Annotated in this window: 18 protein-coding genes; 11 read left to right on the top strand and 7 right to left on the bottom strand. The window is 64.0% G+C overall.

Annotated elements, in window-relative coordinates:
* Positions 1 to 9: 9 nt before the first annotated feature.
* The 6 genes from AAFN55_RS15410 to AAFN55_RS15385 all read right to left on the bottom strand — a co-directional run bounded on the left by AAFN55_RS15410 (position 10) and on the right by AAFN55_RS15385 (position 4,415).
* Complete coding sequence (locus AAFN55_RS15410; protein WP_347799709.1) at positions 10 to 1,113, bottom strand: methylenetetrahydrofolate reductase; 1,104 nt, start codon at positions 1,111 to 1,113, stop codon at positions 10 to 12.
* 154 nt (positions 1,114 to 1,267) lie between these two features.
* Positions 1,268 to 1,819, bottom strand: a complete 552-nt coding sequence (locus AAFN55_RS15405) for a methylenetetrahydrofolate reductase C-terminal domain-containing protein (RefSeq protein WP_347800279.1) — start codon at positions 1,817 to 1,819, stop codon at positions 1,268 to 1,270.
* 91 nt (positions 1,820 to 1,910) lie between these two features.
* The gene (locus AAFN55_RS15400) at positions 1,911 to 2,213 is read right to left on the bottom strand and encodes a virulence factor (protein WP_347799708.1); all 303 of its coding nucleotides are present in this window, start codon (positions 2,211 to 2,213) and stop codon (positions 1,911 to 1,913) included.
* Between the two features lie 109 nt (positions 2,214 to 2,322).
* Complete coding sequence (locus AAFN55_RS15395; RefSeq protein WP_347799707.1) at positions 2,323 to 3,012, bottom strand: exopolysaccharide biosynthesis protein; 690 nt, start codon at positions 3,010 to 3,012, stop codon at positions 2,323 to 2,325.
* Positions 3,013 to 3,168: 156 nt separating this feature from the next.
* On the bottom strand, positions 3,169 to 3,747 hold the full coding sequence (locus AAFN55_RS15390; RefSeq protein WP_347799706.1) for a DUF4893 domain-containing protein: 579 nt from the start codon (positions 3,745 to 3,747) through the stop codon (positions 3,169 to 3,171).
* Between the two features lie 47 nt (positions 3,748 to 3,794).
* Complete coding sequence (locus AAFN55_RS15385) at positions 3,795 to 4,415, bottom strand: DUF1638 domain-containing protein (RefSeq protein ID WP_347799705.1); 621 nt, start codon at positions 4,413 to 4,415, stop codon at positions 3,795 to 3,797.
* A gap of 54 nt (positions 4,416 to 4,469) precedes the next feature.
* Between AAFN55_RS15385 and AAFN55_RS15380 the strand changes: the two genes are divergently transcribed.
* Entirely contained in the window at positions 4,470 to 4,625 is a 156-nt protein-coding gene (locus AAFN55_RS15380) for an entericidin (RefSeq protein ID WP_347799704.1), read from the top strand.
* Between the two features lie 80 nt (positions 4,626 to 4,705).
* On the opposite strand, the gene AAFN55_RS15375 is transcribed toward AAFN55_RS15380, so the two are convergent.
* Positions 4,706 to 5,404, bottom strand: a complete 699-nt coding sequence (locus AAFN55_RS15375; protein WP_347799703.1) for a B12-binding domain-containing protein — start codon at positions 5,402 to 5,404, stop codon at positions 4,706 to 4,708.
* A 273-nt stretch (positions 5,405 to 5,677) separates the two neighbouring features.
* Between AAFN55_RS15375 and AAFN55_RS15370 the strand changes: the two genes are divergently transcribed.
* The 10 genes from AAFN55_RS15370 (at position 5,678) to AAFN55_RS15325 (ending at position 15,461) form a co-directional block, all read left to right on the top strand.
* Positions 5,678 to 7,252, top strand: a complete 1,575-nt coding sequence (locus tag AAFN55_RS15370) for a trimethylamine methyltransferase family protein (RefSeq protein WP_347799702.1) — start codon at positions 5,678 to 5,680, stop codon at positions 7,250 to 7,252.
* A 173-nt stretch (positions 7,253 to 7,425) separates the two neighbouring features.
* Complete coding sequence (locus AAFN55_RS15365; RefSeq protein ID WP_347799701.1) at positions 7,426 to 8,055, top strand: LysE family transporter; 630 nt, start codon at positions 7,426 to 7,428, stop codon at positions 8,053 to 8,055.
* Positions 8,052 to 8,723, top strand: coding sequence for a hypothetical protein (locus AAFN55_RS15360; RefSeq protein ID WP_347799700.1), 672 nt, complete (start codon positions 8,052 to 8,054; stop codon positions 8,721 to 8,723). The genes AAFN55_RS15365 and AAFN55_RS15360 overlap by 4 nt, the downstream gene beginning before the upstream one ends.
* A gap of 116 nt (positions 8,724 to 8,839) precedes the next feature.
* Positions 8,840 to 9,091: a GlsB/YeaQ/YmgE family stress response membrane protein gene (locus AAFN55_RS15355; RefSeq protein ID WP_347799699.1), complete on the top strand. Its 252-nt coding sequence runs from the start codon at positions 8,840 to 8,842 to the stop codon at positions 9,089 to 9,091.
* A gap of 234 nt (positions 9,092 to 9,325) precedes the next feature.
* Entirely contained in the window at positions 9,326 to 10,738 is a 1,413-nt protein-coding gene (locus AAFN55_RS15350) for an amino acid permease (RefSeq protein WP_347799698.1), read from the top strand.
* A gap of 97 nt (positions 10,739 to 10,835) precedes the next feature.
* A complete protein-coding gene (locus tag AAFN55_RS15345) occupies positions 10,836 to 11,564 on the top strand; it encodes a dienelactone hydrolase family protein (RefSeq protein WP_347799697.1) in 729 nt (242 codons plus the stop codon).
* A gap of 73 nt (positions 11,565 to 11,637) precedes the next feature.
* Positions 11,638 to 12,042 (top strand): lysozyme inhibitor LprI family protein, encoded by a 405-nt coding sequence (locus AAFN55_RS15340; protein ID WP_347799696.1) that lies wholly within the window; start codon positions 11,638 to 11,640, stop codon positions 12,040 to 12,042.
* Positions 12,043 to 12,119: 77 nt separating this feature from the next.
* Positions 12,120 to 12,674, top strand: a complete 555-nt coding sequence (locus AAFN55_RS15335) for an RNA polymerase sigma factor (RefSeq protein ID WP_347800278.1) — start codon at positions 12,120 to 12,122, stop codon at positions 12,672 to 12,674.
* Positions 12,675 to 12,676: 2 nt separating this feature from the next.
* Positions 12,677 to 14,692 (top strand): VWA domain-containing protein, encoded by a 2,016-nt coding sequence (locus AAFN55_RS15330; protein WP_347799695.1) that lies wholly within the window; start codon positions 12,677 to 12,679, stop codon positions 14,690 to 14,692.
* 178 nt (positions 14,693 to 14,870) lie between these two features.
* Entirely contained in the window at positions 14,871 to 15,461 is a 591-nt protein-coding gene (locus tag AAFN55_RS15325; RefSeq protein ID WP_347799694.1) for a PadR family transcriptional regulator, read from the top strand.
* Positions 15,462 to 15,763 lie beyond the last annotated feature (302 nt).

The raw sequence follows: 15,763 nt of genomic DNA, 5'->3' as shown, positions 1-15,763 counted from the left end.
CGCGCCGGTTCAACTGGCTGCTTCACCGACGATCTGCTGGGGTTGCTCGCTGGCATTGTCGTGAAGGATATGATCGAGCCTCTCGGCGACCATCGCATCGTCGGCACGCGCCTCGCGCTTCCAGGGGCGACGCCCCTTCAGCACGCCGGAATCGTGGACGATCTCGGCGACGTATTCCTCCTGCCGATAGGCCATCACATGGATGCCGGAGACGCCTTCGATCTCCTTCACCTCGTTGATGATGTCGATGCAGAGCTGCTTGCCTTCCTTCTTCTGGTCGGCGGCACCTTCGAGGCGCGCGATGACGCTGTCGGGAATGTGGATGCCCGGCACGTTGGAGCGGATCCAGCGCGCGGTCTTGCCCGATGCCAGCGGTCCGACGCCACAGAGCACGAAGCACTCCTCGGTCAGGCCCATGTCGCGGATGCGCTTCATGTATTCGCGGAACATCGGCACGTCGAAGCAATACTGGCTCTGCACGAACTGCGCGCCGGCGGCGATCTTCTTGGCGAGGCGATGCGGGCGGAAATCGATCGGAGGCGCGAACGGATTGATCGCCGCGCCGAGGAAGACCGAGGGCGGGGTGGTCAGCTTGCGGCCCGACAGGAACTTGCCGTTGTCGCGCATGATGCGGATCGTTTCGAGAAGCGACATCGAATCGAGGTCGAAGACCGGCTTTGCGCCGGGCTGGTCGCCGGCCTGCACGCCGTCGCCCGTCAGGCAGAGGATGTTCGCCACGCCCATGGCGGCGGCACCCAGCACGTCGCCCTGGATCGCGATACGGTTGCGGTCGCGGCAGGAAATCTGGAACACCGGCGCGTAGCCCATGCGGGTCAGGAGCGCGCAGATGCCGACCGACGACATGTGGGCGTTGGCGCCCGAGGCGTCGACCGCGTTGATCGCGTCGACCCAGCCGTCGAACACTTTTGCGCGCTCGTAGACGTCTTCGGGATTGGCGCTGTCGGGCGGGTTGAGCTCGGCGGTCACCGCGAATTCGCCACGGCGCAGGACGCGCTCCAGCCTGCCGCGCGAGGAATGGCCGGGCAGGGGATCGAGCGGCAGGTCTATGCCGGCGGGGTTTTCGTCGGGCTGGTGTGGGCGGGTGGGGGTCATGAGCGTCTTCCGGGGTCGCGCTGCCCCTCATCCGCCCTTCGGGCCCCTTCTCCCCGTAAACGGGGAGAAGGGGAAGCGGAAATGTTGCGGACACCTTCCTTCTCCCCGTTCACGGGGAGAAGGTGCCGGCAGGCGGATGAGGGGCGGCGCAACGTCATGCGGTTTCCCCCTCCTTCGCCCGTTCCCGCTCCGCTGCCGCCCTTGCCGTCACCCGCAGCCATGCCGAGGTCTCGCGCAGGGACTGGTCGACCGGTTTCTGGACGTTCAGGATCGTGTCGCCGTGGACCATGTTGCGCGAGCCTTCCCAGGCCTTGACCCAGACGCAGGGCATGTCGGGCTCGACTTCGCAGTTGCCGTTGGCGCGCACGCCGCCGCAGGGGCCGTTGCGCAACTGCTTGGGGCAGTTCATCGGGCAGGACATGCCCGTCGAGGAGAGCACGCACTGGCCGCACATGCGGCAGTCGAACATAAAACCTTTCACGCGCTTTTCGACGAACTTGACCGGACCCTCGGCGCGCGAATAGCCGATCGTCTTCCACAGCGGATGCAGCATCAGGAACGCGTCGGCGAATTTGGCGTAGAACCATTCGAGGCCGCGCGAATGCCGGATCGACCAGAGGCGAACGGTGTAGCGGCGCTGAACGCGGCGCTGGGGCGACACGTCGGCCGGCTTGTAGTCGGATTTCGGCGCGGTCTTCTTGACCATCGTCGCCTGGGTCACGCCGGCCTCGGCGGTGGGCGGGACGACCTGCCGCGCATCAGAGGGGCCGGCTGCCGTCGTCGACAAGGGCCGGTTCTCAGCCATCGTGCTTGCCGCCCGCCTTGACCAGCGCCACGAGGCTGTCGCGATCGTAGCGTGCGTCGAGATCGGCGAGCGCCTTGTCGGCCTCGGCTTCGAGATCGTCGCTGACAGGAATGGGGTCGGCCTTGCGCCATTCGGCGAGATAGGCGTCGGTATCGCCCGCGCCGGTGCGCATGGCGCACATGTCGATCGCTTCGGTGAAGCGCAACGGCAGCTCGCGCTTGGCGTTCTGCCGTCCCTTCTTCACGATGACCTGCGCGGGTATATCGCGCCAGTAGACGACAATGAGATCCGCCATGTCAGCTCCGCTGCTTCACTCCGCGAGCATTGCCGGAAGCATCTTGAGCCTGCTTGTTGCGGGACGACGCGTGCGCATTCAAAAGCGACGCGGACGGTGCGCAATCACATCAAAAATGAAAGCCGAACATGCTGCCCGCGACATAGCCCGCGGTTCCCACGACGACGCCGATCACGACGAGGGACAGGATGCCGAGCGCCAGGCCTGCGCCGAGGAACACGCCGTCGCGTTCCGATACGGCGAGGCCGAGGATCGCGACGGAGAAAGCCGGCAGCCAGTTGCCGAGGGGTATCGGCAGGAACACCACGATCGACAGGAGCAGAGCTGCCGCGCCGATCAGCCTGTCGGCCCGCGCCGTGGCGAAGGGCCAATAGCGCGGATGGACGAGGCGCTCGAGCCATTCGAGCTTCGGCAGCAGCCTGTTGCAGCCATTGCGGAAGGTCTCGCGGTCTATCGGCCGCTCCAGCAGCCTGCGGGGCAGCCAGGGCGTGTTGTAGCCCAGCATCATCTGGCCGGAGACGATCATCAGCGGGATGCCGAAGAGAAGCGTGGAGCCCGGCGGAAGCGGCAGCAGGTTCAGCGCGGCGAACAGAAAGAGAAGGGCAGCAAAGCCGCGGTCGCCGATCGCCTCGCGGATGCCGCCGATCGTGACGGGGCCATCGGCCGGCAGGCACATCTCGCGCAGGACCTGCGACAGGCGGCGGGGTTGGCGCGCGACGAGCGCGGTGCCGCGCACAGGCTCACCGTCCGGTCCGCCGACATTCTGGTCGAGTGCTTCCATGTCAGTCCGCGTCGCCATCTCTAGATCGCCGTGCATCTTGATGGACGCACACGTGGCAATCTATCTCTTTGTATGAGCATCCCATTTTCGGGATACATGCTCGAAGGCCGGCCATCATGCCTGGCTGCCGTTAAACGTTGATGACGCCCCATGTGGTGCGCCGATGGCTGTTTGTCACCGACGAAACTGGAGAATGTTGAATTTGGATTCGTAGCGCGGGGCCGGGAACTCGATGTGCCATTCGCTCTCGCCCGTGCGGATCGCGTAGCCGGCCTGGTCGGAATTCGGCCCGGCACCGTAGGCTGGAGCCGCGTCGTCGTTGACGGTGCCCGCGCCGAGATAGGTCAGCCGCGTGTCGCTTTCGGTGAAAAAGCGCCCGGTCGTGCGCTGCGAGCCCGACAGCTTCTGAAGCCGCCATCCCGACCCGTCATCGGTGACCCTGCAGCGGAACCAGCCATAGACGACCAGCTCGACAGGGCCTGCGAGCTTGATCGTGCGGCACTGCCAATCGCCGGTCATGTCGAAGTCGGAAAACGGGATCGCTTCGGCGGAGAGGATCGTGTCGAGCGTCGCGACATCGGCCTCTGAACCTTCGGCCTTCGCGATCTCGACGGCTTCGCTTTTCGTCGTGTCGAAGTTGGCGAGCCGTTCGCGGTCCGCATCGGTGATGAGGCTTTCGATCTCACCGGTGGCGAATGCCGGCGCGGTGGCGATCGACAGCGTGGCGGCGATGGCTAGCAAGGTCTTTTTCATCGTGATCTCCGAATATGGCTGCCTTTGACGCGAGAAATCCGGCCGATTCAAGATCGCGTGTGTTCCGCGGCGGCAGTGACGAGGGCGGGTTCGAGGTCGCCATATCCGGTGAAACGCTTCTCATAGGCGAGGCCGAGCATGCGGGCGGCGTCCACCGCGACCTTTTCCAGCGCCGGATCGTCGGTCTGGGCGAGATAGACGACTTTTTCGTAATTGCCGAAGAAATCCTTGATCAGTTCGGGATGACGGTCGAGGCCGAGCGGCTTCATGAAGAAGGCATCGAATTGGCGGCACAGGAAATCCGTCATGTAGAAGGACAGCATGTCGCCATCGGCGACCGCCTCGAATGCGGCGTTTCCCTGATAGAACGCGAAGCAATGCGGCCCGGCGATGCGCTCGACGCCGTGTTTCTCGCAGACGCGATCCAGCATGCCGCCCGTGCCGCAATCGGCGTAACCAACGACGATGTGGCGGTATCCTTCGCCGCGCGCTTTCCGAATAGCGGCGTCGAGGGCAGGGGGGATGCGGTCGGGGTGGTAGTGAAATTCGGCCGGCAGGCAGGTGAGGTCGAGGTGGTCGAGGCCGTTGCGTTCCTTCACGGCCAGAATCTCGCGCGCGATCATTCCGCACGCGATCACGAGAACCTTTTCGGGTTCCGCGCGTTGCATGATCGTTACATTCCCCCGCGCCGAAGGGGCGCTTTGAAAATGCGGAGAGAGTTCATGACATCCACCATCAGCAAGGTCGCAATTCTCGTGCTCGTTGCGGGCTTCGCAGCCGGTTGCGCCAACACGATCCGGGGCGCGGGCGCCGATACGGCCAATGCAGTCAACGCGACCCAGCAGGCCGGCAACAACGTCGCGCGCGCCGCCGAGTAATTTCGCGCACGCAACATCTGCATTCTACAAAAAAGGCGCCGTCGATCCAACGGCGCCTTTTTTCGTGCTCACGAGCCGTTTCAGGCCGAAGCGCGAACGTTGTGCTTGCGCTTCATGTAGTCCTTGGCGGTTTCGACCGCGACTGCCGCATCGCGGCAATAGGCGTCCGCGCCGACGGCCTTGCCGAATTCCTCGTTGAGCGGCGCGCCGCCGACGAGAACGACATAATCGTCGCGAATGCCCTTTTCCTTCATCGTGTCGATCACGACCTTCATGTACGGCATCGTCGTCGTCAGCAGGGCCGACATGCCCACGATGTCGGGCTGATGCTCCTCGATCGCGTTCAGATAGTTCTCGACCGGGTTGTTGATGCCGAGGTCGATGACATCGAAGCCCGCGCCTTCCATCATCATGCCGACGAGATTCTTGCCGATGTCGTGGATGTCGCCCTTGACCGTGCCGATGACCATCTTGCCCTGCTTGGGCGCGCCGGTGGCGGCGAGCAGCGGGCGCAGGATGAACATGCCGGCCTTCATGGCGTTCGCCGACAGGAGAACTTCCGGCACGAAGAGGATGCCGTCGCGAAAATCCTCGCCGACGATGCGCATGCCCTCGACAAGGGCTTCGGTCAGGACCTTGTAAGGAACCCATCCGCGTTCCAGCAGGATGTTCGTGCCTTCCTCGATCTCCTCCTTGAGGCCATCATAGAGGTCGTCATGCATCTGCTGGACGAGTTCGTCGTCCGAAAGTTCCGAGAGGATGATGTCGTCGTCGGACATTGAAAGCTCCTGAATCACCGCGAAATGCAAGAAACCGGCGTGGTTCGCGCGCCTCAATTCATATTCTGCGAGGGCGCGGTTTTCATAGCTGATTTGCGACGCCGCACAGTAGGAAAGCGACTGCAAGGACCTGGCACGCATTGTGCGGGAATTCTTGTCGGTTTTGCGACATGGTCTGGCGTTGGCAAGCGGCCTCTGCAAGGGTGACGGTCTACGATCCGGCGAAAATGCCGTCGGTCCTGGCGGTGATCGAAACTATCGGGAAGAACGCACATGGACGACAATCTTGCGGTCGAGCAGGAAACGGGCGGCCGTCGCAGGGGACGCGGCGAGGGTAGCGGTGCGGCAGCACGGCGCGCAGCCAGATCAGGCGGCGGGCCGGGCATCTCGCTCACCTACATCAAGCGCAAGATCAACGTCTATGAAGTGCTGGACGAGGAAGGCCTGGCGCTGATCGAGGCGAATGCGGACACCGTGCTCGAAGAAATCGGCATCGAGTTTCGCGACGACGCCGAAGCGCTGGCCCTCTGGAAGGATGCCGGCGCCGACGTGAAGGGCGAGCGCGTCCATTTCCCGAAAGGCCTGCCGCGATCGCTGCTCAAGACCGCGCCGTCGGTCTTCACCCAGCATGCGCGCAATCCGGAGCGCTCGGTGCAGATCGGCGGGGATGCCACCGTCTTCGCGCCGGTCTACGGCCCGCCCTTCGTGCGCGATCTCGACGGCAACCGCCGTTACGCGACGATCGAGGATTTCCGCAATTTCGTGAAGTTGGCCTATATGGCCCCATCGCTCCACCATTCGGGCGGCACGGTCTGCGAGCCGGTGGACGTGCCCGTCAACAAGCGCCATCTCGACATGGTGCTGGCGCATATGACGCTGTCGGACAAGCCGTTCATGGGGTCGGTGACCGCGCCGGAACGTGCCGAGGATACGGTCGCGATGGCGAAAATCCTGTTCGGCGACGAGTTCGTCGACCAGAACACGGTCATCATCAACCTGATCAACGCCAATTCGCCGATGGTGTTCGACGAGACGATGCTGGGGGCGGCCAAGGTCTATGCGCGCAACAACCAGGCGACGATCATCACGCCTTTCATCCTGGCCGGCGCGATGAGCCCGGTCACGGTCGCCGGCACGCTGACGCAGGTTCTGGCCGAAGTGCTGGCGGGAGCCGCCTTCACGCAGCTCGTCCGCCCCGGCGCGCCGGTGCTGTTCGGTACGTTCGCTTCGTCGATTTCGATGCAGTCCGGCGCGCCGACCTTCGGTACGCCGGAACCGACGCTGGTGTCCTACGGCGCGGCGCAGCTTGCGCGGCGTCTGGGGCTGCCGTTCCGTACCGGCGGATCGCTCTGCGCCTCGAAGGTTCCTGACGCGCAGGCGGCCTATGAGAGCGCCAACACGCTCAACTCCACGGTTCTCGCCGGCACGAACTTCGTGCTTCACGCAGCCGGCTGGCTCGAAGGCGGGCTCGCCTCCTGCTACGAGAAGTTCATGATGGATGTCGACCAGCTCGGCATGCAGCAGAAGCTGGCGCAGGGCGTCGATTTGTCGGAAAACGGCCAGGCGATGGACGCCATCCGCGAAGTCGGTCCGGGCAGCCACTATCTCGGCTGCAGCCACACGCAGGCGAACTTCCAGACGGCGTTCTACCGCTCGTCGATCGCCGACAACAATTCCTACGAGCAGTGGCTGGCGGAGGGCGAGAAGACCGCGCCGCAACGCGCCAACGACCTCGCGCGCCGCTGGCTCGAGACCTATGAGGCACCGGCGCTCGACCAGGGTATCAGGGATGGGCTGAACGATTTCGTCGCGAAGAAGAAGGAGTCCATGCCCGACGCCTTCACTTGAAAGGAGCCCGTTTCAGGCCGGGCTAAAGTGGCCGACATCATACATAAGGAAGTCTGGCGCTCCGCCATGCGGGGGCCGGACGGGAAATGATGTCGCGTGCCGTCGTGCAACAGACATTGCAACCGCCTTTGCGGCGGGTCTAGTTTGATGCACGGAAGAAGCGGAGCAGCGCCATGGAACCGACCCTCGTCCTGATCAGCGTCTTCGCGATCTTCATTCCAGCCTTGCTGCTGCCGGGGCCAGATTTCGTCGCGGTCGTGCGCTCCTCGATGACCCGTGGCGTCAAAGCGGGATTGCTGACCACGCTCGGCGTGTCGCTCGGTCTCGGGATCTACGCCTCTCTGGGGCTTCTCGGCCTGTCGGCTGTGCTCATCAGGTTCGAGTGGCTTGCATGGGCGGTGCGGATCGCCGGCGGCGCCTATCTCGTCTATCTCGGCATAAAGCTTCTCCTGACCAAGCCGGCGGTGGCGGAGCTGCAAGTGGGTGCCGAGGCGAGGGGGCGACATGCGATACTCTTCGGTCTGGGAGTGACGCTCACCAATCCCAAGGCGATCGTCCTGTTTGCGAGCGTGTTCGCCACATCCGTGACGGCTCAGACGCCCGGCTGGTTGATGGCCGTCATGGTCGGTCTGGTCGTTGCCAGCAGCCTGATCTGGTACACGATTGTCAGCCTGTTCATGGCGTCCGGGCCCGTCATGCGCTCGGTCGGGCATGCGCAACACTGGATCGAGCGTGCCGCAGGCGCGGTGTTTGTCGCTCTCGGCGGTCGTATCCTGGCCGACAGCCGCAATCCTTTCCCGTGATTGCGAAGGCGCTTGCCGAACACGGCCTCATCGCGCGCGGCGGGTTCCGGTTCGCCGATGGTGACACACCTCCCGCCGGGCCATCCGGCCAACCCGCGCAATCCGTCGTTCTGGTGGGTAGCGCTGGGGCGGCATATTGGACCCATTTTACCGACTGGCGTTCGCGGCAGCCGGTCGATCCGGGCGATCCGCTGGATAGCTGGTCGAGGCAGGTGATCGGCGCGGTGGCTTTGCAGGCCGGTGCAAGGCTGGTGATGCCGAACGATCGGCCCTATGCGCCATTCCAGCAATGGGCGATGCGGGCCGAAGGGCTGAGGCCGTCGCCGCTGGGAATCCTGATGCACCCGGATTACGGGCTGTGGCATGCCTATCGCGGCGCGCTGCTGTTTGACGACGACGTCGAGGATTTTGACAGCCCGCCTGCTCCGAAACAAAATCATCCCTGCGATGCGTGCGTCGACAAACCGTGCATGACGGCCTGTCCGGTCGATGCGCATGGCGAGCGGGGGTTCGCCTATGAGGCCTGTCTCGGTCACGTTCGCTCGGCCCTTGGGGAGCCGTGCCGCGCAACAGGATGCCTCGACCGGAACGCCTGTCCGGTGGGCACCGCCTATCGCTATCCCGCCGAGATACAGGCGTTCCACCAGCGCGCCTTCGCGGGCGCGTAAGCCCGCCGACCGCCATTGCGGCAGGGACAGCGCTCGCCCGCGCCACGATATGTCTTGCTCGAATCAAATCCGCGTGGATCAATATCCTCGTCCGTATCGGAGGAGAGGAGAATCTGATGGAAGACGCAAGCGTAGGCTGGATCGCCGCCATCATCATCGGCGGCGTCGCCGGATGGATCGCATCGAGTGTCATGAAGAGCGATACCGGCATTCTCACGAACATTATTCTCGGTATCATCGGCGCCGCTGTGGCCAGCTTCCTGTTCGGGCTGCTGGGCGTGTCGTTCGGTGGGTGGCTGGGCTATCTGGTTGCCGGGTTCGTCGGCGCGTGCATCCTGATCGGGGGCGCCAGAGCCATCAGAAGCTGACATTAAGGGGGAAGCGGGCGGATCGATCAGGCAATTATCCGCTCGCCATCCCTGTTCCTGCACCGGCAAACCGCTTTCCCGCGAAGGCGTGAACGTTCTCGCCGCGAATAGCGGTCGGCGTGAACGCATGATGTAAGCCTGCAATGCATGCCCTTGCGGAAAGAGATCGCGGGATGCAAGTTCAACCAGTGACTGCAAGGGGGGGGCTCAAGCCGTTTTCGGAGGGACGTTCCCATGACGGACATTGCTGCTTCTCAATCCGGTGCCGCGGCACCGCCCGAACTCAAGCGGGTCATGGGGCCGTGGCTCCTTCTTCTGTTCATCGTCGGCGACATTCTCGGCACGGGTATCTACGCGCTGACGGGCCAGGTTGCCGCCCAGGTGGGCGGTGCGGTCTGGCTGCCCTTCCTGGTGGCGTTCGCGGTCGCGCTGGTGACGGCATTCAGCTATCTCGAACTGGTCACCAAATATCCGCGCGCCGCCGGCGCTGCGCTCTACACGCACAAGGCGTTCGGCATCCATTTCATCACCTTCATCGTCGCGTTTGCGGTGATGAGTTCCGGCATCACGTCGTCGTCCACGGCCTCGCGCGCGTTCGCGGCGAATTTCGCGGAGGTTTTCGGCCTCGGCGACGGCGTGCTCGGCGTGACGGCCATCGCGCTCTGCTTCATGGCTTTGGTGGCGATCGTGAATTTTCGCGGCGTCGGCGAAAGCGTGAAAGCCAATGTGGTGCTGACGATCGTCGAACTGACCGGCCTGCTGATCGTCATCTTCATCGGTTTCTGGGCCATTTCGGCGGGACAGGGCGACGTTTCGCGCGTTCTGGAGTTCAACACGTCTTCCGACAGCGCTCCGATCTGGGGCGTCATCGCGGGCACGACGCTCGCCTTCTTCGCGATGGTCGGGTTCGAAGACGCGGTCAACATGGCGGAAGAAACCCATCGGCCGAGCAAGATCTTCCCGAAGGTCCTGCTTGGCGGCCTGCTCATCACCGGCCTGATCTACGTGCTGGTCTCGATCTCGGCGATCACGCTCGTATCACCTGAGGATCTGGCCGAGGGCGACACGCCGCTCCTCAAGGTCGTCGAGGCGGGTGCTCCGGGATTTCCGATCGAAATCTTCGGCTTCATCACCATGTTCGCGGTGGCGAACAGCGCGCTCATCAACATGCTGATGGCAAGCCGGCTGGTCTATGGCATGAGCCGCGAAAAGGTGCTGCCCAGCGCGCTCGGGGCGGTGCATAAAACGAGGCAGACGCCCTATGTTGCGATCATCTTCACGACGCTGCTGGCCTTCGCGCTGATCACCTTCGTCGGCGAGGTGCCGGCGCTGGGCGGCACGACGGCGCTGCTGCTGCTCGGGGTCTTCACGATCGTCAACATCGCGGTCCTGGTTCTGCGGCGCGATCCGGTCGAACACGAGCATTTCACGACACCCAGCATCCTGCCGATCATCGGTGCGCTGTCCTGTGCGTTCCTCGTCGGGCCGTGGACGGGTCGCGACCCCGTGCAATACACGATCGCCGGCATCCTGCTGGCGATGGGCGTCGTTCTCTGGGTCGTGACGGTGATGGTCAATCGCGCGACCGGGACGACGCCGGATACATCCAAGCTGGAAGGGTTGGGCGGGAGCGGCCCGGTCAACTGACTTTCAGACCATGCCTGCATCAATCGGGTCGCGGATGGACGACATCCGCGGCCCGGCCGTGATATGCCACCCCCGATCGACATCGGGAGAGCATCGCATGACCAAGCGCAACATCGAAATCCCTACCAATGACGGACGCGCGCCCGCGGGGCTGTTCGTCCCGCAAGGCGGGTCGCGCCGCGGCGTGGTCCTGTTCATGGATGCGTTCGGCCCGAGGCCGGCACTCGACGGCATGGCCGAGCGTCTCGCATCGTCCGGCTATGCGGTGCTGGTGCCGGACCTGTTTTACCGGCAGGGGGCCTACGGGCCGTTCGACGCCAAGACCGGCTTTGCGCAGGAGGAGTCGGCCGCGAAGATCAGGTCGATGATGGCGGCCACGACGCAAGCCATGACGCAGGCCGATACGGGCGCGTTTCTGGATGCGCTGGGCAATGAGGGGGTCGAGCGGTTCGGCATCGTCGGCTACTGCATGGGCGGGGCGAGGGCGCTGAATGCGGCCGCCGCCCATCCCGACCGGGTGGCGGCCGCCGCGAGTTTTCACGGCGGAAACCTTGCAAGCGAGGCGTCGGACAGCCCGCATCGCGTTGCCGCCACTATCAAGGCGCGTGTCTATGTCGGCATGGCCGGGGTCGATCGCAGCTTTCCACCCGAGCAGTCGGCGATCCTCGCACAGGCGCTGCGCGAGGCCGAGGTAGACCACCTCATCGAAAACTATGTCGGAATGGCGCATGGCTGGGCCGTGCCGGACCACGGCGTCTACGACGAGGCAGGCGCGGAACGCCATTGGACGCGTCTCCTGACGCTGTTCGACGAAAGCCTGGCGTGAGGCTGCCTGCCATATCGCCCTTTTCCGATTTCGTTTCATTGCCTAGACTGAGGCGAATTCAGAGGAGCCTGCCATGATCGATAAAACCCTGTCTCTTTGCGCGCTGATTGGTCTTGCTGCCGTACTCTCATTGTCGCCGGCGATGGCCGACGATGCCTACGACAAATGCATCGACCAGAGCGACGGCACCAACACAGCCTGGGGCGAGTGCGGCGGGGCTTTGATGAAGCGCGCCGACGACGCGCTCAACGCGACCTGGAAGCGCGTCTATGCGCTCACCGACGGCGATACGAAGACCGCGTTGCTGGCCGAGCAAAGGCTGTGGGTCAAGTTCAAGGAAGGCGCCTGCCAGTTTTATGCCAGCGGTGATTTCGGCCGGGAGGGTCAGGTTTTGACCTATCCGGTCTGCCAGGCGTCGATCATCGAGGATCGCACGACGGCGTTGGAAGGCTACGCGGACGATTTCTCGCCCCGGTGAGCGCCGTCCACGCGTGACGAAAAAAATCTCGGGATCGCCCCAAGGAATCGCGACGTCGCTTCGTTTCACCGTCGATGATGGCACTCGCGATGGCTGATGACGATGTTTCCGATGCCCGACTGGCGCGCCAAGCGGCCGGCGGCGACAGGGTCGCGTTCTCGACGCTGATCGAGCGGCACTACCCCTTCATCTTCCGGCTCGCCTTTCGGATGACGGGGCATCGCGCCGACGCCGAAGACGTGGCGCAGGAGATTTGCGCGCGTCTGGGCCGCGCCATTCGCGGCTACAATGGCGGCTCGGCCTTCACGACATGGCTCTACGCGATCGTGCTCAATGCGGTGCGGGACATGGGGCGCAAATCCGCCCGCGAGGCTGCGAAGGCCAAGGCTTACGGCGTTCATGCGCTGATCGATGAGAGCCACGTAGCGCAGGAAGACCCGGCCGAAGCGCTGTGGCAGGCGGTGCGGCGATTGTCGCCCAAGCAATGCGAGGCGGTGACGCTGGTCTATGGCGAGGACATGAACCACGCACACGCGGCCGATCTGATGGGCTGCTCGGAAGCGACCGTCTCGTGGCACATCCATGAAGCGAAGAAACGGCTGAAGCAGATCATGTCGGCCGAGGAAGTCTGATCATGGCAAAGAGTGAATTCGACGAACTCGACATCCTGCGAAAGGCATCGGCGCCCGCGCCCGGTGAGGCCGCGAAGGCGCGCGCGCTGAACGCGGCGATGAGCGCATTCGACGATGCGCAAAAAGACGCGGCCACGACCCAAGGATCACCGGTGAGCGAACGTCTTACCGCCAGAACGATCAGGTTCTGGAGGGAAGTCATGAACAAGAAGCTCATCGCAAACCCGGCGCTCGCCGGTCTCGTGGCGCTGCCGGTCGCTGGATATGTCACCTGGCAGGTGATGGATGAATTCCGGTTTGGGCGTGACCCGGAGAGCGCAACAGTCGAGACCACCGCGCCGGAACGCCAGAGGCTGGAACAGCCGACTGCGACCAAACAGGACGCGGAACAGCGCAGCGCTTCGGGTGAGATCGCGCAGGGCGGCAGCCTGGCGAATGAACCGGTGGCCGCGCCGCCGCCATCGCCGGTCATGCCTGCTCCGGCCGAGAACATCCTGACGCGCGAGATGGCCGTCAGCGACCAGGCCGCACCGATGTCGATGACGCGGCCTGCGGGCGGCGGCGTCTTGCCGGAGCCCTTCATCGCGGCGGAAGAGAACCGGGAGCGGTTCGAGAATTTCAACACCAATCCGGTGCGTGCGGTGCTCGAAAATCCGGTTTCGACCTTCTCGATCGATGTCGACACGGCGTCCTACGCCTTTGCGCGGCGGTCGCTGAAGGAAGGCGTCATGCCCCAGCCCGACAGCGTGCGCGTCGAGGAGATGATCAACTATTTCCCTTATGACTGGGCGGGTCCCGACAGCGCGAACGTGCCGTTCAACTCGACCATCACCGTCATGCCGACGCCCTGGAACGCGCATACGCAGCTTATGCACGTGGCGATCAAGGGTTACGATGTCGTGCCGTCCGAGAAGCCGCAGTCGAACCTCGTCTTCCTGATCGATACGTCCGGCTCGATGAACGAGGCCGACAAGCTGCCGCTGCTGAAGAACTCGTTCCGGCTGTTGGTCGACAGGCTGGAGGCGAACGATACGGTCTCGATCGTCACCTATGCTGGCAATGCGGGTACGGTGCTGGAACCGACGAAGGTTTTGGACAAGCAGGCGATCTTCAATGCGCTGGACCGGCTCGAAGCGGGCGGCAGCACGGCGGGCGCCGAGGGTATTCGCGAGGCCTACCGGCTTGCGGAAAAGAGTTTCGTCGAGGGCGGCGTCAACCGCGTCATGCTGGCGACCGATGGCGACTTCAATGTCGGCCAGACGAGCGACGAGGAGCTGAAGACGCTGATCGAGCAGAAGCGCGACAGCGGCGTGTTTCTCTCGGTGCTCGGATTCGGGCGTGGCAACCTCAACGACCAGATGATGCAGACGATCGCCCAGAACGGCAACGGCACCGCAGGCTACATCGACACGCTCGCGGAAGCCGAGAAGCTGCTGGTGGAGGAGGCGGGTTCGACGCTCTTCCCGATCGCCAAGGACGTGAAGATCCAGGTCGAGTTCAACCCCGAGCAGATCGCCGAGTACCGCCTGATCGGCTACGAGACCCGCGCCCTGAACCGCGAGGATTTCAACAATGATCGGGTGGATGCCGGCGATATCGGGTCGGGCCATTCGGTGACCGCGATCTACGAAATCACGCCCAAGGGCAGCCCCGCACAGATGATAGACGAACCCCGTTACGGTGCGCCGGCCGACCAGGCTGCGCCTGCCAGCGACGAGCTCGCCTTCGTCAAAATCCGCTACAAGCAGCCGAACGAGGATGCGAGCGAACTCATCACCACGCCTGTGGTGCCGGCGAATGTGGTCGGGTCGCTCGACGCGGCGTCCGAAGACGTCCGCTTCTCCGTGGCGGTGGCTGCATTCGGCCAGAAGCTGCGCCGCACGGATGCCGTGGCAGACTACGGCTATGACCGGATCATGGAGATCGCCACCGCTGCACGCGGCGCCGATCCCTTCGGCTATCGCGCCGAGTTCCTGTCGCTTGTCCGACTGGCTTCGGCCCTGGATGGAAAGCGGTAGCGGAGACGCTTCACCTACAAGTGCTGAAGGCCCACGCGTGGGGCGATGCAGGCCGGCCGGGGAGAACCCCCTGCCGGCCTGTTTTCGTTTTCGTGCGGACGGGTCTTGAAAAGATATATCGTTTGATCGATATATCTAACGAACGATATATCTTTAACTGATCTCACAGGAGACGATGATGTTTCATCACAGACAATCACATGAGGAATGCGGACGCGGCTGGCGCATGAGCGGCCGGGATGGCGGCGAGGGCGCTGAGCGCGGACGCGGGCGTGGCGGGCCGTTCGGTCGTCATCGCGGAGGCCCGTTCGGCGGGCGCGGCCCACGGATGTTCGACCCCGGCGCGTTGCGGCTGGTGGTTCTCGGCCTGATCGCCGAGGAGCCGAGGCACGGCTACGATATCATCAAGGCGCTCGAGCAGAAGTTGCAGGGCGCGTACAGCCCCAGCCCCGGCGCGATCTACCCGATGCTGCAGATGCTCGAGGAGGCCGATCTCGTCGTCTCGCGGGCGGAAGGCAACAAGCGGCTCTTTTCGATCACCGAGCAGGGCAAGCTCTACCTCAAGGAAAACGCCACCGAGCTGGAACGCATCAACGCGCAGATCGCAAGCGTCGCCGAGCGTATGGGCGGTGCGGTGATCGGCGAGGAGTTTCGCGCGTTGCGACAGATGATCCACGAGAAGATGCGTGGCGGCGCCTGGAATTCCGAGCAGGCCGCAAAGGCGCGCGGGATCATCCGGCAGGCGCTGAAAGATCTCGGCGAGCTGTAATCGAGCTTAGCGTGGTTCGAATGAGTGGGCCCGCTTTGGACACCCCCTCCGTCCCTTCGGGCCACCTCCCCCACGGGGTGGGGGAGGATCCGGCGTTGCGGCCGCCCTCGACCTCGATCCTCCTCCGTTTATGGGGGAGGTGGCCCGAAGGGACGGAGGGGGTGTTTTTTGCGAAAAGCTGAACGATCCAGCATCGGGCAGACAACAAAAAACCGGCGGGAGATATCCTGCCGGTTTTTGCTGTTTGAACGTGTTTTGGCCGGCCCTTCGCTATGGCTTCCTGCCCTTCGGGCGTTCGCCTC

The organism is Mesorhizobium sp. CAU 1732 (assembly GCF_039888675.1).
Lineage (GTDB): Bacteria > Pseudomonadota > Alphaproteobacteria > Rhizobiales > Rhizobiaceae > Aerobium.
This window is presented reverse-complemented; position numbering and strand designations above follow the sequence as displayed.

Excerpts from the sequence above, each read along its gene's own strand:
- AAFN55_RS15410 (WP_347799709.1), bottom strand. The coding sequence starts at position 1,113 with ATGACCCCCACCCGCCCACACCAGCCCGACGAAAACCCCGCCGGCATA.
- AAFN55_RS15395 (WP_347799707.1), bottom strand. The coding sequence starts at position 3,012 with ATGGCGACGCGGACTGACATGGAAGCACTCGACCAGAATGTCGGCGGA.
- AAFN55_RS15405 (WP_347800279.1), bottom strand. The coding sequence starts at position 1,819 with ATGGTCAAGAAGACCGCGCCGAAATCCGACTACAAGCCGGCCGACGTG.
- AAFN55_RS15330 (WP_347799695.1), top strand. The coding sequence starts at position 12,677 with ATGGCAAAGAGTGAATTCGACGAACTCGACATCCTGCGAAAGGCATCG.
- AAFN55_RS15365 (WP_347799701.1), top strand. The coding sequence starts at position 7,426 with ATGGAACCGACCCTCGTCCTGATCAGCGTCTTCGCGATCTTCATTCCA.
- AAFN55_RS15400 (WP_347799708.1), bottom strand. The coding sequence starts at position 2,213 with ATGGCGGATCTCATTGTCGTCTACTGGCGCGATATACCCGCGCAGGTC.
- AAFN55_RS15325 (WP_347799694.1), top strand. The coding sequence starts at position 14,871 with ATGTTTCATCACAGACAATCACATGAGGAATGCGGACGCGGCTGGCGC.
- AAFN55_RS15380 (WP_347799704.1), top strand. The coding sequence starts at position 4,470 with ATGACATCCACCATCAGCAAGGTCGCAATTCTCGTGCTCGTTGCGGGC.
- AAFN55_RS15370 (WP_347799702.1), top strand. The coding sequence starts at position 5,678 with ATGGACGACAATCTTGCGGTCGAGCAGGAAACGGGCGGCCGTCGCAGG.
- AAFN55_RS15385 (WP_347799705.1), bottom strand. The coding sequence starts at position 4,415 with ATGCAACGCGCGGAACCCGAAAAGGTTCTCGTGATCGCGTGCGGAATG.
- AAFN55_RS15340 (WP_347799696.1), top strand. The coding sequence starts at position 11,638 with ATGATCGATAAAACCCTGTCTCTTTGCGCGCTGATTGGTCTTGCTGCC.
- AAFN55_RS15355 (WP_347799699.1), top strand. The coding sequence starts at position 8,840 with ATGGAAGACGCAAGCGTAGGCTGGATCGCCGCCATCATCATCGGCGGC.
- AAFN55_RS15345 (WP_347799697.1), top strand. The coding sequence starts at position 10,836 with ATGACCAAGCGCAACATCGAAATCCCTACCAATGACGGACGCGCGCCC.
- AAFN55_RS15390 (WP_347799706.1), bottom strand. The coding sequence starts at position 3,747 with ATGAAAAAGACCTTGCTAGCCATCGCCGCCACGCTGTCGATCGCCACC.
- AAFN55_RS15335 (WP_347800278.1), top strand. The coding sequence starts at position 12,120 with ATGGCACTCGCGATGGCTGATGACGATGTTTCCGATGCCCGACTGGCG.
- AAFN55_RS15350 (WP_347799698.1), top strand. The coding sequence starts at position 9,326 with ATGACGGACATTGCTGCTTCTCAATCCGGTGCCGCGGCACCGCCCGAA.
- AAFN55_RS15375 (WP_347799703.1), bottom strand. The coding sequence starts at position 5,404 with ATGTCCGACGACGACATCATCCTCTCGGAACTTTCGGACGACGAACTC.